Annotated in this window: 11 protein-coding genes; 6 read left to right on the top strand and 5 right to left on the bottom strand. The window is 40.3% G+C overall.

Going from position 1 to position 15,502, the window contains the following annotated elements; translation table 11 throughout:
• The 3 genes from EKM69_RS01240 (at nt 1) to uvrA (ending at nt 6,238) form a co-directional block, all read left to right on the top strand.
• On the top strand, nt 1–1,248 hold the full coding sequence (locus EKM69_RS01240) for an MFS transporter (protein WP_125707305.1): 1,248 nt from the start codon (nt 1–3) through the stop codon (nt 1,246–1,248).
• Between the two features lie 113 nt (nt 1,249–1,361).
• Nucleotides 1,362–3,374 (top strand): excinuclease ABC subunit UvrB, encoded by a 2,013-nt coding sequence (uvrB, locus tag EKM69_RS01245; RefSeq protein WP_125707307.1) that lies wholly within the window; start codon nt 1,362–1,364, stop codon nt 3,372–3,374.
• Nucleotides 3,375–3,376: 2 nt separating this feature from the next.
• Nucleotides 3,377–6,238: an excinuclease ABC subunit UvrA gene (uvrA, locus tag EKM69_RS01250; protein WP_125707309.1), complete on the top strand. Its 2,862-nt coding sequence runs from the start codon at nt 3,377–3,379 to the stop codon at nt 6,236–6,238.
• A gap of 31 nt (nt 6,239–6,269) precedes the next feature.
• Here uvrA and EKM69_RS01255 read toward each other — a convergent pair whose 3' ends face one another.
• Nucleotides 6,270–8,276 (bottom strand): cation:proton antiporter, encoded by a 2,007-nt coding sequence (locus tag EKM69_RS01255; RefSeq protein WP_125707311.1) that lies wholly within the window; start codon nt 8,274–8,276, stop codon nt 6,270–6,272.
• 620 nt (nt 8,277–8,896) lie between these two features.
• Between EKM69_RS01255 and rapZ the strand changes: the two genes are divergently transcribed.
• Genes rapZ through whiA form a run of 3 tightly spaced genes read left to right on the top strand, consistent with a single transcriptional unit; the run spans nt 8,897 to nt 11,767 of the window.
• Nucleotides 8,897–9,811: an RNase adapter RapZ gene (gene rapZ / locus EKM69_RS01260; RefSeq protein ID WP_125707313.1), complete on the top strand. Its 915-nt coding sequence runs from the start codon at nt 8,897–8,899 to the stop codon at nt 9,809–9,811.
• On the top strand, nt 9,792–10,829 hold the full coding sequence (locus EKM69_RS01265; protein WP_404825382.1) for a gluconeogenesis factor YvcK family protein: 1,038 nt from the start codon (nt 9,792–9,794) through the stop codon (nt 10,827–10,829). The genes rapZ and EKM69_RS01265 overlap by 20 nt, the downstream gene beginning before the upstream one ends.
• A 2-nt stretch (nt 10,830–10,831) precedes the next feature.
• Nucleotides 10,832–11,767: a DNA-binding protein WhiA gene (gene whiA, locus EKM69_RS01270; RefSeq protein WP_125707317.1), complete on the top strand. Its 936-nt coding sequence runs from the start codon at nt 10,832–10,834 to the stop codon at nt 11,765–11,767.
• Between the two features lie 70 nt (nt 11,768–11,837).
• Here the strand turns inward: whiA and EKM69_RS01275 are convergent, their stop codons facing one another.
• The 4 genes from EKM69_RS01275 to EKM69_RS01290 all read right to left on the bottom strand — a co-directional run bounded on the left by EKM69_RS01275 (nt 11,838) and on the right by EKM69_RS01290 (nt 15,479).
• Complete coding sequence (locus EKM69_RS01275) at nt 11,838–13,235, bottom strand: DHA2 family efflux MFS transporter permease subunit (protein ID WP_125707319.1); 1,398 nt, start codon at nt 13,233–13,235, stop codon at nt 11,838–11,840.
• Nucleotides 13,236–13,787: 552 nt separating this feature from the next.
• Nucleotides 13,788–14,378 (bottom strand): ATP-dependent Clp endopeptidase proteolytic subunit ClpP, encoded by a 591-nt coding sequence (clpP, locus tag EKM69_RS01280; RefSeq protein WP_125707321.1) that lies wholly within the window; start codon nt 14,376–14,378, stop codon nt 13,788–13,790.
• 122 nt (nt 14,379–14,500) lie between these two features.
• On the bottom strand, nt 14,501–15,040 hold the full coding sequence (locus tag EKM69_RS01285; protein ID WP_125707323.1) for a GNAT family N-acetyltransferase: 540 nt from the start codon (nt 15,038–15,040) through the stop codon (nt 14,501–14,503).
• Nucleotides 15,041–15,053: 13 nt separating this feature from the next.
• A complete protein-coding gene (locus EKM69_RS01290) occupies nt 15,054–15,479 on the bottom strand; it encodes a MarR family winged helix-turn-helix transcriptional regulator (RefSeq protein WP_125707325.1) in 426 nt (141 codons plus the stop codon).
• Nucleotides 15,480–15,502: the final 23 nt, after the last annotated feature.

Raw genomic sequence — 15,502 nt, forward strand, 5'->3', positions numbered from 1 at the left:
TTGAAAATCAATAAGAAACAATGGAGTTGGATCCTCTATGACTGGGCTAATTCTGGTTATGGGATCATCGTTACGACTGCAGTTTTACCAGTCTACTTTAAGTCAGTTGCTCAAGCCGATGGGGTCGCAGCTGCTAGTGCTACGGCATACTGGGGATATGCCAATAGTTTTGGGACATTATTAGTCTCGCTCTTAGCACCATTTTTAGGCGCTTTAGCCGATTATCCCAACTTTAAAAAACGTTTATTGAATGGCTTTTGTTGGTTAGGAATGATCATGACTTTAGGCTTAGCCTTGATGCCAACTAGTCAATGGCAGTGGCTTTTGGCCATATACATAATTTCCTCGATCGGCTATTCTGCCAGTAATTTATTTTATGATAGCTTTTTAATGGATGTGGCTGACAATCAGCAAATGAATAAGATCTCGACTCACGGTTATGCCTACGGTTATTTAGGTGGAGTCGTAGTCTTCGCGCTCTTCTTAGTCTTGTATTTGACGAATGGGTTCGGTGCGATGACCGGCTACGGCGTTTCGCGCTTAGCTTTTCTGATTGCCGCCATTTGGTGGTTCGTCTTTTACTTACCACTGCAAAAAAACGTTCATCAAATTTATTCAGTACCACCAACATCTGCTCCATTATTAGGAAGTTTCAAACGAGTTTTTAAAACTATCAAACACATTGCTCAATATAAAGAAGTTGCTTGGTTCTTAGTCGCATATTTCTTCTATATCGATGGCGTTGATACTATTTTTACGATGGCAACGGTTATCGGAATGGACATTGGTGTTAAGACTAGTACCTTGATGATCATCATGTTAGTCGTTCAATTAGTGGCATTCCCATTCTCGATTGTCTTCGGCTGGATCGCCGATAAAGCTGGAACTCGTGCTGGTATTTTATTAGGTATTTTCGTCTACTTAGTAATTTGTTTGTACGCTTTGAACCTGCATACGACCGCTGATTTTTGGATCCTTGCCATCATGGTAGGAACAGTTCAAGGTGGACTACAGGCCTTGAGTAGATCTTATTTCGGTAAAATCATTCCTAAAGAATCCGGAAGCGAATTTTTCGGTTTCTACAATATTTTAGGTAAGTTCTCTGCAGTCATGGGTCCTGCCTTAGTCGGTATTGTGACACAAATGACTGGTAGATCAACGATCGGAGCCGGTTCTTTGAGCGTCTTGTTCTTAGTTGGCTTGATCATTTTTGCCATGTTACCTCGATTATCAAAACCAGTTAAATAAATAGCGAAAGTATGTTCGATATGTTAATATGTAATCGATATATATTTTCTAACGCAAATTACATCTAATTCAGTTTGAGTTAGATGTATTTTTTGTCTTTGGGAGGTTTCAATTTGATAGATAGAGTGGATGATAATAAGTTTGATCTGGTCTCAAAGTACTCACCAGCTGGTGACCAGCAACAAGCCATTGATAAGTTGACCAAGGGCTTTGAAGATGGGGAAAAAGAAATGACCCTTGAAGGTGCCACTGGTACTGGTAAGACTTTTACGATGGCCAATGTCATTAAGAATTTGAACAAACCAACTCTGATCATTTCTCACAACAAGACTTTAGCCGGTCAGCTTTACGGAGAAATGAAGGAATTTTTCCCACACAACGCTGTGGAATACTTTGTTAGTTATTATGATTACTACCAACCGGAGGCTTATGTGCCTTCAAGTGATACATACATCGAAAAAGATTCGAGTATCAATGATGAAATTGATAAATTGCGACACTCGGCAACTAGTTCCTTACTAGAAAGAAATGACGTGATCGTGGTCGCTTCAGTTTCTTGTATTTTCGGATTAGGTGATCCACGAGAATATTCAGATAGCATCATTTCTTTAAGAACTGGACAAGAGATCTCCAGAAATGAGTTGCTTGAAGAATTAGTCGAAAACCAATTTGAACGTAATGACATCGACTTCCAACGTGGACGTTTCCGTGTTCGTGGGGATGTAGTCGATATTTTTCCAGCCTCAAGGGATGATAATGCCATCCGGGTGGAATTTTTTGGCGATGAGATCGACCGGATCATTGAAATGAATGCTTTAACTGGTGAGATCATTGGCTCAATGGACCATATTGGTATCTTCCCAGCTACTCACTTTATGATCAGCGATGCCAAGATGGAACAAGCTTTGGATCGGATTCAAAAGGAACTTGATGTCCAAGTAAAGACTTTTGAAGGTGAAGGCAAATTGCTTGAAGCACAACGGATCAAGCAAAGAACTGAATACGATATCGAGATGATGCGAGAAATGGGTTACACTTCCGGTATCGAGAATTATTCACGACACATGGAAGGCCGTGCAGAAGGTGAACCACCATTTACCTTGCTCGACTTCTTCCCGAAAGATTTCAATATCATGATCGACGAGTCTCACGTTACTATGCCACAGATCAGAGGGATGTATAACGGTGACCGTGCCAGAAAACAAATGTTAGTTAATTATGGTTTCCGACTTCCTAGTGCCTTGGACAACCGTCCTTTACGGCTCGAAGAATTTGAAAAGCACGTTAACCGGATCATGTACGTTTCGGCTACTCCAGGTCCTTATGAACTTGAAAGAACTGATGACGTCGTTAAACAGATCATCCGTCCAACAGGCTTGCTCGATCCAGAGATCGAAGTCAGACCGATCATGGGTCAGATCGATGATTTAGTTGCCGAGATCAATGACCGAGTTGAAAAAAATGAGCGGGTCTTTGTCACGACTTTAACGAAGAAAATGGCTGAGGATCTGACCGATTACTTTAAAGACCTTGGGATCAAAGTTCGTTACTTACATAGTGATATTAAGACTATCGAGCGGTCGCAGATCATCCGTGACTTGCGTTTAGGTAAGTTCGATGTCTTGATCGGTATCAACTTACTTCGTGAAGGTATTGATGTTCCTGAAGTATCATTGATCGCGATTTTGGATGCTGACAAGGAAGGCTTTTTACGGGCTGAACGTTCCTTAGTCCAAATCATCGGACGTGCATCTAGAAATGAACATGGTAAAGTTATAATGTATGCTGACAGTGTGACCGAGTCTATGAAAGCTGCTATCGATAAGACGGCACATAGACGTGAGATCCAAATGGCATTCAACAAAGAACACGGGATCACTCCGAAGACAATCGTTAAACCGATCAGGGATGCGATCTCGATGTTCCACAAAGTTGATAATTCGGAATCTGAGAAGGAACAGATCACAGAAGAAAACTTAGACTTTGAAAATATGACGAAGAAGCAAAAGAACGAATTGATCAGTAACTTAACTGAACAAATGGAATCAGCAGCGAAGAAACTTGATTTTGAAGGAGCTGCCAATCTTCGTGATACAATTCTAGAATTAAAGGCGGAAATGAATTAAGTATGCTGAATGATAAAATAATAATTCATGGGGCACGTGCTCACAATTTAAAGAATGTTAACGTAACTATTCCCCGCGATAAGTTAGTCGTAATGACAGGACTTTCTGGATCAGGGAAGAGTTCTTTAGCGTTCGATACTTTATATGCAGAAGGGCAAAGACGTTATGTAGAAAGTCTTTCTTCTTATGCCAGACAATTTTTAGGACAAATGGATAAGCCAGACGTTGATTCGATCGATGGTTTGAGTCCAGCAATCTCGATCGACCAAAAGACTACCTCAAAGAATCCTCGGTCGACCGTGGGTACTGTAACTGAGATCAACGACTACTTACGTTTGCTCTGGGCAAGAGTTGGTACACCGATCTGTCCAAATGATGGAACGGTCATTACGAGCCAATCGGCTCAACAAATGGTCGATGCAATTTTGAAATTGGATGAGGGAACCAAACTCCAAGTTTTGTCACCAGTTATTCGTGCCAAGAAAGGTCAACATAAAAAGGCCTTAGCTCAGATCCAGAAACAAGGTTACGTCAGAATTCGTGTTGACGGTGAGATCCACGATGTCAGCGAGGATCTTGATCTTGATAAGAATAAAAAACACGATATCGACGTCGTAGTCGACCGGATCGTGATCAATGATCATATCAAATCACGTTTGACTGATTCTGTTGAAGCAGCCTTACGTTTATCCGATGGTTACATGAACGTTGATGTAATTGGTTCTGACTTGATGGTCTTTTCCGAGAAAAATGCTTGTCCTCTCTGTGGATTTACTGTGGGTGAGTTGGAACCAAGACTATTTTCTTTCAATGCTCCCTTTGGTGCTTGTGAGGTCTGCGATGGTTTAGGGATGAAACTAGAAGTCGATGAAGACTTAGTGATCCCTGATCGTAGTAAGAGTTTAGCTGAAGGTGCAATTGCACCTTGGAATCCGATCAGTTCGCAATATTATCCACAAATGTTAGCTCAAGCTGCCAAAGAATTTAAGATCAATATGGATACACCATTCAATAAATTGTCGAAACGTGAACAAGATATCATTTTGAATGGTTCCAATGGTAAGATGTTCCATTTCCACTACGAAAATGATTTCGGAAGTGTTCGTGACGTAGATGTTCCTTTTGAAGGAGTCATACCAAATGTTAACCGTCGTTACCATGAGACTAGCAGTGACTTCACACGTGAAGTAATGCGTAAATATATGACTGAGTTAACTTGTCCAGCTTGTCACGGTAAGCGACTCAATCGGAAGGCTTTAGCTGTTAAGATCTCAGGCAAAGATATTGCTGAAGCTTCAGATTTGTCTATCAAAGATTCATTACCATTTTTCAAAGCAGTTAAATTAGGTGAACAAAATACTGTTATTGCTAAACCAATTTTAAAAGAGGTCAGAGATCGTCTCGCCTTTTTGATCAATGTTGGTTTGGATTATTTAACATTGTCTCGTTCTGCCGGAACGCTTTCAGGTGGTGAGGCTCAACGGATCCGTTTGGCAACTCAGATCGGTTCGAACTTATCAGGGGTTATGTATATTTTGGATGAGCCTTCGATCGGATTGCACCAACGTGATAATGATCGTTTGATCAGTTCCTTGAAAAAGATGCGTGATCTAGGAAATACTTTGATCGTGGTTGAACACGATGAGGATACGATGCGTGCGGCTGATTACTTGATCGATGTCGGTCCTGGTGCCGGCGAAAATGGTGGCCGGATCGTTGCTACCGGAACTCCTGAAGAGGTCGAAAAGAATCCTAAGTCATTGACGGGACAATATTTGGCTGGTAAGAAGTTTGTGCCAGTGCCATTGGAACGTCGAAAAGGTAACGGTGAATTTATTGAAGTAAAAGGTGCTAGCGAGAATAACTTGAAGAACTTAAACGTTAAGTTCCCACTAGGTAAATTTACTTTGGTTACCGGTGTTTCTGGATCTGGTAAATCAACCTTAGTTAATATGATTTTGAAACGGGCATTAGCACAAAAGATGAACCGAAATTCACAAAAGCCTGGTAAATATAAGAGCATTAAAGGTTATGAGCAATTAGACAAGATGATTGCTATCGATCAAAGTCCGATAGGACGTACTCCTCGGAGTAACCCAGCTACTTATACTGGCGTTTTTGATGATATCCGAAATCTCTTCTCACAGACTAACGAAGCAAAACTCCGTGGATATAAGAAGGGGAGATTCTCCTTCAACATAAAAGGCGGACGCTGTGAGAACTGTCGTGGTGATGGTATTATCAAGATCGAAATGAACTTTTTGCCAGATGTTTATGTACCTTGTGAGGTTTGTCATGGTACTCGTTACAATTCAGAAACTTTGGAAGTAACTTATAAGGGTAAAAATATCGCTGAAGTTCTTGATATGAAGGTTGCTGAAGCCTTAGATTTCTTCAGCAATATCCCACGGATCAAGCGCAAGTTGCAAACTATTGTTGATGTTGGTTTAGGCTATGTTTCATTAGGCCAATCAGCTACACAATTGTCCGGTGGTGAAGCTCAAAGAATGAAGTTAGCCTCAGAATTGTATAAACGTTCCAACGGTAAAAACTTCTACATCTTAGATGAACCAACGACTGGATTGCATACTGACGATATCAAGCGTTTGCTCGATGTCTTGCAACGACTAGTCGATGAAGGTAATACCGTCTTAGTGATTGAGCACAATCTTGATGTTATTAAGAATGCTGACTGGATCATCGACCTCGGCCCTGACGGTGGTGAAGGTGGCGGTCAAATAGTCGCTACCGGAACTCCGGAAAAAATCGCTACGGTCAAAGAAAGTTATACTGGCCAATATTTAGCACCGATCTTAAAACGTGATACTAAGCGTACTGAAGAATCGTTAAATAAGAGTAAATAAAAAACAGCCGATCAGGCTGTTTTTTTTTGTGTCATTCTTCTGGACCGACCGATTGAACGTAAACCAATTGGTCAGTTGATATTTGTTCATATAGGGCATTGCTGAGTGCATTGCTATAAATTTTTTGGTTAGTTTGCGATTGGATGAAATTATATTCTTGTTGAAAAGCCTGAATCAGCAATTCATTTTGCTCTTCAGCATATTTATTATCACCTGATAAACGACGATGTTTTTCATCGTATGCACGGCGAACAATGCTAATTTCGCGGGCATTTTCGTTGGTAGTATTTTGATTAAGAAATTCCGTTATTTTTAGGTAGAGTTCTTTTTCTACATCGGTAAATTGCGACCAAAATTCTTGTCGCTGAGCTAGCATATCTTCTCGAGAGGTAAATTTTGCCATTTGCTCTTTCCTCTTTTTCCGATTTGCTCGGGCACGAGAGCTGAGCGAAAGTCGGCCAACAATTTGAAACTTAATAAACCACCAAAGTCGTTTCCAGGCTCTCTGTTGATATTGGAAGATAGTTTTTTGCGTCATCCGCATGTAAAAGTCCGCCATCCTTTGATCGATTTTATTGTCATCGACCAGGTTTTGGATGAAATTAGATTCAATATCAAAGCAATGATTGAAAATGTCATTCAACTTGGTACGATCTACTTCGGTTTCAACTACACGCTGTCCTTCAAGAATGCTGATAACTTCACTGACGACCGGTGAATTAGGATGTTTTGCCGTTAAATTGTTGATCGAATTAGTGACCATCTCACTTTTGGCTTTAGTCAATTCCGCTTGGGTAAAGTGATCAACCTTTTTCGGTAACATTCTTGGCAGTACGATGGTTGGGATGATCAAGCTAGTTAAAATGACTACGGTGGCAATGAAGATGATGTCAGTTCGATAAGTGAAAGGCTGGCCATTCAAAGTTAGCGGAAGCGAGAAGGCCAAAGATAAAGTGATAGTTCCGTGCACGCCACTAAATGCTGAAACGAGACTGTTCATTTTTTTATCGTGACTGTTGAATGAACGGATCCGGGCAAATCCTAGTTGGATCCATAAGAAGCGCATCACCGTCATTGCGATATAAAGCAATAGTCCGATGCCGATTAGACTGATGATGGAATTGGTTCCTCGATGAGCTAAATCTTGAATGACTCGCGGAAGAGATAATCCTAATAAGACGAAAACAATACCATTTAAAATCGAAGCAAAGACCGACCAAGTAGTATTCATGACTATTTGCAGGCGTGACGAGGTCAGACGTAATCTTTCTTGTTGAACTCCGTGAAGCAATCCAGTCATAACTACTGCTAAAATACCGGAAACGCCTAATGCTTCCGCAATCAAATAGACGACAAATGGTGTCATCAATGTATAGGGCACCATTACTGAAGGCGTGTCGACGTGATTGTTGATGAATTTGATCCGGACGGAAATAATGATTGAGCCCAATATAGTACCAACAATAATTCCGCCAAAAAAGACGTACAGAAAATTGCCGATCCCTGCCCAAACAGAAAATTGACCTGTGATCACGGCAGCAGTGGCTAAGTTTAAAGCGACGATACCGGACGCATCATTGAACAGTGACTCATTTTCCAAGGTGGACATGACTTCTTTCGGCACTAGCACTTTCGAAGTTATCGAGGAAACAGCCACGGCATCGGTAGGAACGATGATCGCACCGAGAGCAAAACACAGAGCCGTACTGAACTGAGGTAGGAAAAAGTTAGTGATACCTCCAACTACTAAGATGGAAATGACGGCCAATTCGACCGCTAAGGAAAAAGTCGTACTGAAGTTTTGAGTTAGCTTTTTCAGACTAGTATTTTGGCCGTCATTGAACATCAACATGGAAATTATGACTAGCATGAAAATTTCTGGTTCGAGTTCGAAATGACGATAAAGTGGGAAGGTCGCTAATATCAATCCCGCTGCTATCTGAAGAAATGCTACTGGTACTTGTTGGAATTTAGTAAAAATCGCATTGGCTACTATTACTGCTGCTATTAATAGTAGGATCGAAAAGACTGTGTTCAATGGATTAGTCCTCCTGGAGTCGTAATTATAGGTTTAGTTTACGCTTTATTGTTGGGTTGTAAACTTGGGTTTTGGTTTGAGTGGGGGAGTATTGGTGTGTTTGGGTAGAGATGTTTAGCTTTATTAGAATATGAAAACTAACTCCACCAGGTAGTGGCTTCCGAGTAACATATGTGGTTGCAGCACTATTTTGCATGTATTTAATCGTGCTATTTATTTCTATTTGCTAAACTTGCTGCAATTTGGCATGTGTTTTTTTGCTTTATCCTCAAGGATGCTGAAACGAGCTCAAGGCGACAGTGGCCTCCGGTTAACGTGGGTAATCGAGGTACTGAATTGTTTGTATTAAATAGTGTTTTCCATTTTAGGTGGCTAAACTTGCAGAAAATTGGATAGTGGTTTTTTGTTTTATCCTCAAGGATGCGAAAACGAGCTCCGGCACACAGCGGCCTCCGGTTAACACAGGTGGTCGAGGCACGGCTTCGCCGCACCTTGTTCGACCACCAGCGTTAATCCTCAGCAGCTACCCGTGTGCCTCCGCTCTCTGTGCTCTCTGTGTTCTTTTGAATGACACGCCCGGATTGTTATGTTACACTTGAATGCGAATGCGAGGTGCTCTGATGGCAAAGAAGGTTTTGAGTTTAGTTATTGTTACTGGGATGAGTGGGGCAGGTAAGACTGTTGCTATGCAATCCTTTGAAGATCTTGGTTATTTTTGTATAGATAATATGCCACCTAACTTATTACCCAAATTTTGGGAATTAGTTCATGAAGCGGGGAAGATTTCGAAAGTTGCTTTGGTGGTCGATATTCGGTCACGGGCTTTTTACGATGAAATTTTCTCTATGCTTAAGGAAATGCAAGTTGATGAACAAGGTGTTGATCAAAAGGTTGAGATGAAGATCATGTTCTTGGATGCTTCTGACGAAGAATTAGTTTCTCGTTATAAGGAGACTCGTCGTAGCCATCCGTTGGCTATGGAAGGTCGTCTGCTTGATGGTATCCAAAAAGAACGTGAACTTTTAGGTGAGATGAAGTCACGAGCTCAAGTTGTGATCGATACGACTGACTTAACACCGCGTCAGCTCAGAGAAGAAATTTTTGACAATTTCCAAGAAAGCTCCTCGGTTCCTACTTTTCACATTGAGGTCATGTCATTTGGCTTTAAATATGGCTTGCCCATCGATGCAGATATTGTGATGGATGTCAGATTTTTAAGAAATCCGTATTACGTTCCCGAATTAAAACCACAAACAGGAACGGATAAGGCGGTCTATGATTATGTCATGGATAGTCCTGAGACGGAAACTTTTTATAAAAAGCTTTACGATCTGTTGCATTACATTACTCCGGGATATGAAAAAGAAGGTAAGACAAGTTTAACCATCGCCATTGGTTGTACTGGTGGTCAACATCGTTCAGTCGCAATTGCGGAACGATTAGGTAAAGACTTGAAGAAAGACTACTATGTCGATATCACTCACCGTGATAAAGATAAATCTCAAAAGAAGGTTATTGAAAATGGCAACCAATAGGATTGTTCGTGTTGTAAAGGGACGTCGTCCAAAAGTTGTTGTTATAGGTGGGGGAACTGGTTTACCAGTCATCTTGAACAGTTTAAGAAAAAAGGACGCTAATATTACTGCAATCGTTACGGTAGCTGATGATGGGGGATCATCTGGTATTATTCGTAACTACATCAACGTAGTCCCACCAGGGGATATTCGAAATGTTTTAGCATCATTGTCAGATCTACCAGAAGAAGAGTTGGAAGTATTCCAACATCGTTTCAAGAGTGATGACGACTTTTTCTCAGGACATGCATTAGGTAATTTGATCATCGCCGCATTGAGTGAAATGCGACCGAATATTTTTGATGCCGTCCAAACATTGTCAAAAATGATGCGGATCGATGGAAATGTTTTTCCAGCTTCAACATCTAAGTTGACTCTGAATGCTGAATTCACTGATGGGTCAACTTTGTCTGGTGAACATGAAATCACTCACTCAGGAAAACATGTTAAACGTGTTTGGGTGACTAATTCCGATGAACCACAAAAAGAACCGGAAACGGTTCTACCTGTTTTGGCTGCGATCATGCAGGCCGATGTAGTCGTGCTAGGTCCTGGTAGTTTATTCACCAGTATTTTGCCGAACTTGATGATTAAACAGATCGGTGAGGCAGTCAAACAAACGCCGGCTGAAGTTGTTTATATTTGTAATATCATGACTCAGATCGGTGAAACTGAAAACTTTACGGATGCTGATCACGTTAAGGTGCTAGACGAACATCTCGGTGGCAATTACATCGATACTGTCTTAGTCAACACTAGACCAGTACTCGAGAACTACGTCAATCATAAGAAATATGACGAGTACATTAATCAAGTAGAGCCTGACTTTGATACTTTAAGAAAAATGGGCTGCCGTGTTATCCAAGACGACTTTTTATTGTTGCGGGATAACGGAGCCTTCCACGATGGTGACAAGATCGCTGCGGAAATTTTGAATTTAGCGTTTCAATCAGGAAATAGAAAAAACGAGGAGAGATAGTATTGGCTTCATATGCAAGTGAGGTAAAGAAAGAACTCACTGGTTTAGAGGTCCATCCAGAGCATGCACGTGTTGAATTGTCAGCACTGATCAGAATGAATGGCTCATTGAGCTTACAAAATCATCATTTTGTGCTGACGACTCAAACTGAGAATCCTGCAATCGCTCGGCGTATATTCTCTTTGATCAAGCAAAATTATGGCATGGAGTCTGAACTTTTAGTTCGTAAAAAAATGAAGTTGAAGAAGAATAATCAATATCTTGTTCGACTAAAACGTGACACTAATAAAGTGTTGCAAGATCTAGGAATTTTAGATGAGACAGGTTTATCGATCAATACAGACGTGACACCTGACATCTTAAATGAAGACCAAAGAATGCGCTCATATTTACGTGGAGCATTTTTGGCAACGGGAAGTGTCAACAATCCCGAAACATCGCGCTATCATTTAGAGATTTATTCATTATATGAATCGCATAACGATGACATTGCTCAAATGATGAATCATTTCGGTTTGAACGCTAAGACTACTAAACGAAGAAATGGTTACATCGTCTACTTGAAAGAAGCAGAGCGGATAGCCGACTTTTTACAATTGATCGGCGCTACTAATGCCATGCTAAAATTCGAAGATATTCGGATCGTGCGCGACATGAGAAATTCGGTCAACCGTTTAGTAAACTGTGAAAATGCTAATATTAATAAAACAGTTGCTGCAGCTGAACGACAAGTAGAAAATATCAAGTACTTAAGAGACACTGTTGGATTGGATTCGCTGCCAGCCAAACTTCAAGAGATTGCCGTGTTAAGATTGGACAATCCGGAAGTATCTTTGAAGGAATTAGGCGAAATGGTACCAAGTGGGGCCATTTCTAAGTCAGGGATCAATCACCGTCTTAGAAAATTGAATAGTATTGCGGAAGAAGCAAGAGTCTAAGGGGCACTTGCTTTTTTATTTGGTCACAAAAAAAGAGAGATAAAAATCTCTCTTTTTGGTATAAGCTTAATTATTTTGCAACGGCTTTTTTCTTGTAATCTTTGACTAAGATAGCGAAGATCCAACCGACTAAAGCAACGATGAAGAAAAATCTAAATACGGCATGATATCCAGCTAAGCCACCATTAGCAGGTAAGCCATGGTTAGTGTTTGCTGTTACTAATACTAATGTGGCGACACTAACACCTAGAGATCCCAATAATTGACGTACAGTCGTGATAATAGCTGTACCGTGTGGAATTAGGTCTTGAGGCAGGGAATTGCCACCTAGGGTAGTTGCAGGCATCATAACGAAGGCATTTCCACCTTCGATCAACATTGCGATGATGATCATTGGCCATATTCCTAATTTAGTATTGATGATAAATAGTGAGAACCAACCAACTACGATCATACTCATGCCGACTAATAGAGTTGGTTTGAAACCGATCTTATCGGCGAGTTTTCCGGTTAGTGGGTTCAAGATACTCAATAAAATTGCTGGTGGAACTAAGGCTAGTCCAGAAACTAAGACTGAAGTGTGTAAAATATTTTGATAATAAAGTGGATAAATGATCGTAACAACGATCAATGAGATGTATGAAAAACCAGTTAGTAAGACTGATAAGTCAAAGTTGAAATTTTTCATAACTTTAAGATCTAGTAGTGGTTGATCGACTGTCAACTCACGGTGGATGAATAAGGCGGTCAAAATAATACTAATACCTAGGATGATCCATAAAACAGTATCTAGTTGATGCTTTGAACCGGCTTGGTTCACAACGTAAAGTAAACCAATTAAGCCGACTAAGTAGACAATCGAAATGAAGTCCAATCTGACTTTTTTACGTGGCATGACGTCTTTGATAAAAAATAATCCTAAGACGAAGATTGCTACCATGATGATCAAAAAGATAACGAACAATCCCTGCCAATGTAGCCAATTTAAGACGATACCGGAAATAATTGGACCACTAGCTAGTGCTGATCCCATGACTAGCCCGGCGAATCCCATCGTTGTACCACGCCGGTTTTCTGGCGTGATCTCCAAGAGGACTGATTGGAAGGAAGGGAATAATATCCCGACTCCAATGGCTTCCAGCGCTCGTCCTAACATTGCGATAGGGAAGTTTGGTGCAATGATGATGACTAATGTTCCCAAACCAAATATCCCAACGACCCCTAAAAATAATTGCTTAAATGAAATATTACTTAATAGCCAAGGACTGATCGGCATCATGATACACATGATCAACATGAATCCGGTGGTCAACCATTGGATGGTTGGTGCAGTGACCCCGAAGAACTTCATCAATGTCGGATAAGCAGTCGAAAGTGAAGACTGACTGATCGACATCGTAAAAGTTCCGGCTAATAAAGTACTGACGAAAAACTTACGATTTACAGAGTTTTCTATTGTATTGTTCATATTTGCTCCCTTCGAAGTTTAGAATAGACTAAATAAAAAATTAGGTCAATTGACTGAATCCTTGTGAATTCTTTTAGAGTGGGCTTAAGCGACTGTTTATAAGTATGGAATCGTTTTCGAAAATAATTGAATTCATTTATCGAATTAGTTTTTTTGATATAAAAAAAGAGACTTCCGTGGAAGTCTCTTATTTAGTATTTGGAACTAATTTTAGAAGATTGCGGATTTCGATTAATCAACATTCGGAGGTGCTCCTTCAAAAATAAAATAGTGCTATCTATTTTTGCTAGTTAAACTTGCTGTAAATTGGATAGTGCTTTTTATTTTGGATAGCTAAACTTGCAGCAATTTTGATAGTGTTTTTTTTGCTTTATCCTCAAGGATGTGAAAACGATCTCCGCGAGGTAGCGGCCTCCGGTTAACACATATAGTCGAGGCACGGCTTCGCCGCACCTTGTTCGACTATACGCGTTAATCCTCAGCAGCTGACCAACCTCGCTGCGCTCTCTGTGTTTAAATCCTCAGCAGCTGACCGTCGCCTTCCGCTCTCTATTATTTCTCAGTTGGTTTATTTGTCATGATACCGTCAATCAAACCATAATCCTTAGCTTCTTCGGCAGTCATGTAGTTATCACGATCTGTATCCTTTTGAAGCTTTTCGAATGTTTGGCCAGAGTTGTCTGCCAAAATGTGGTTCAATCTCTTTCTAGTCTTCAAGATCTCTTGAGCAGCAATTTCAATCTCTGTTTGTTGTCCTTGAGCACCACCGAGTGGTTGGTGAATAAGAATTGTTGAGTTAGGTAGGGCAAAACGCTTGCCTTTTGTACCTGATGACAACAAGACACTTCCCATTGAAGCTGCCAAACCAGTAGCAATTGTTTGCACGTCTGATTTAACAAAATTCATTGTATCCATAATAGCTAATCCGTCGGTAACAGAACCACCGGGTGAGTTAATGTACATAGAAATGTCTTTATCTGAATCTTGAGCATCGAGGAATAGTAATTCAGCGATAACTGTATTTGCCATTTGGCTATTAACTTCACCAGATAACATAATGATTCTATCTTTTAATAATCTTGAATAAATATCATAGGCACGTTCGCCACGTGAACTTTGTTCAATAACTGTAGGAACTAACATAAGATGCCTCCTATTTTTAATTAGCACTCTTAAAAGTACAGTGCTAATTTAGCATATAAATCATATAGGGTCAACAATGAAGCATTAGTAAATAAAAATTTATCTAATAGGAGACATATTATTTAGCTGATCATCGAGCTATATTGCAAATTTAACTCAAAAGCTAATCTTTCATCATCGAGGGGATCATCGATGTGGATCAGACCACAGTAGTGATAACCCATCGATTTGATCAAGCCTTGCATACGAACATTTTCTCGGAAGGTATCGATGCGAATGTTTTTAAAACCTTGAACTAAGGCCATAGTTATTAAATTGCTGAATAAGTATTTAGTGAGATGCATTCCCCGGAATTGACTGGCAATGGCAACTCGATGGATCGTGGCATAAGGATCGATATCGTTTTCCCATTTACCTTGGATCATCCGATAAGTCGGGTCGGGAAAAGTTTGGAGTGTAGCACAAGCAGCAATTTCCCCATTGACGATCAATACCCAGTGCATCTTTCGTTCGATGTCCTTGGACAGCATTTCTCGATTCGGGGTGCCACTTTGCCATTGCGGACTACCATCTTGTTTCAGTAAGGCTTTCGCTTGATAGATGATCTCCATAATATTATTTAAGTCTGAAGAAGTTGATCTTCTCAAATAAATATTTGCCATAGTAATACCTCAATCAATCACTAACTAACTCCGTTTGAATCTTCTTCATGGCGTTGATTATAGGCTTAATTTCTGATTTTTCAACATTTTTGAACAGCTCCTGGATCTGCTTATCGGCGCGACGATTAATTTCGTCCAAAGCTTCATGACCAGCAGGTGTCAGCTGCAAAAATTTGACTCGGAGGTCGTTTTGATCAGCTGTTTTAAAAAGCAGACCTTCGGTTTCTAATTTTTTCAAAACGCGACTAATGTAGCCTTTATCCAGCTTCAACAAATTAAGTAACTGATTAGCAGTATTAACGCCACGGTCGATCTCTAACAGGATCCGTGATTCTAAAATGGTGAATTTAGTGTGTAAGTGATATTTATCAGTCAATTGAAGAATGTTTGTATAAAAACGGTCAAACTCGCGGACATTGTAGATTTCTTCTTTTTCCATTTATTTACCTCCTACGGTTGACA

This window comes from Companilactobacillus zhongbaensis (assembly GCF_003946515.1).
Taxonomy (GTDB): Bacteria; Bacillota; Bacilli; order Lactobacillales; family Lactobacillaceae; genus Companilactobacillus; species Companilactobacillus zhongbaensis.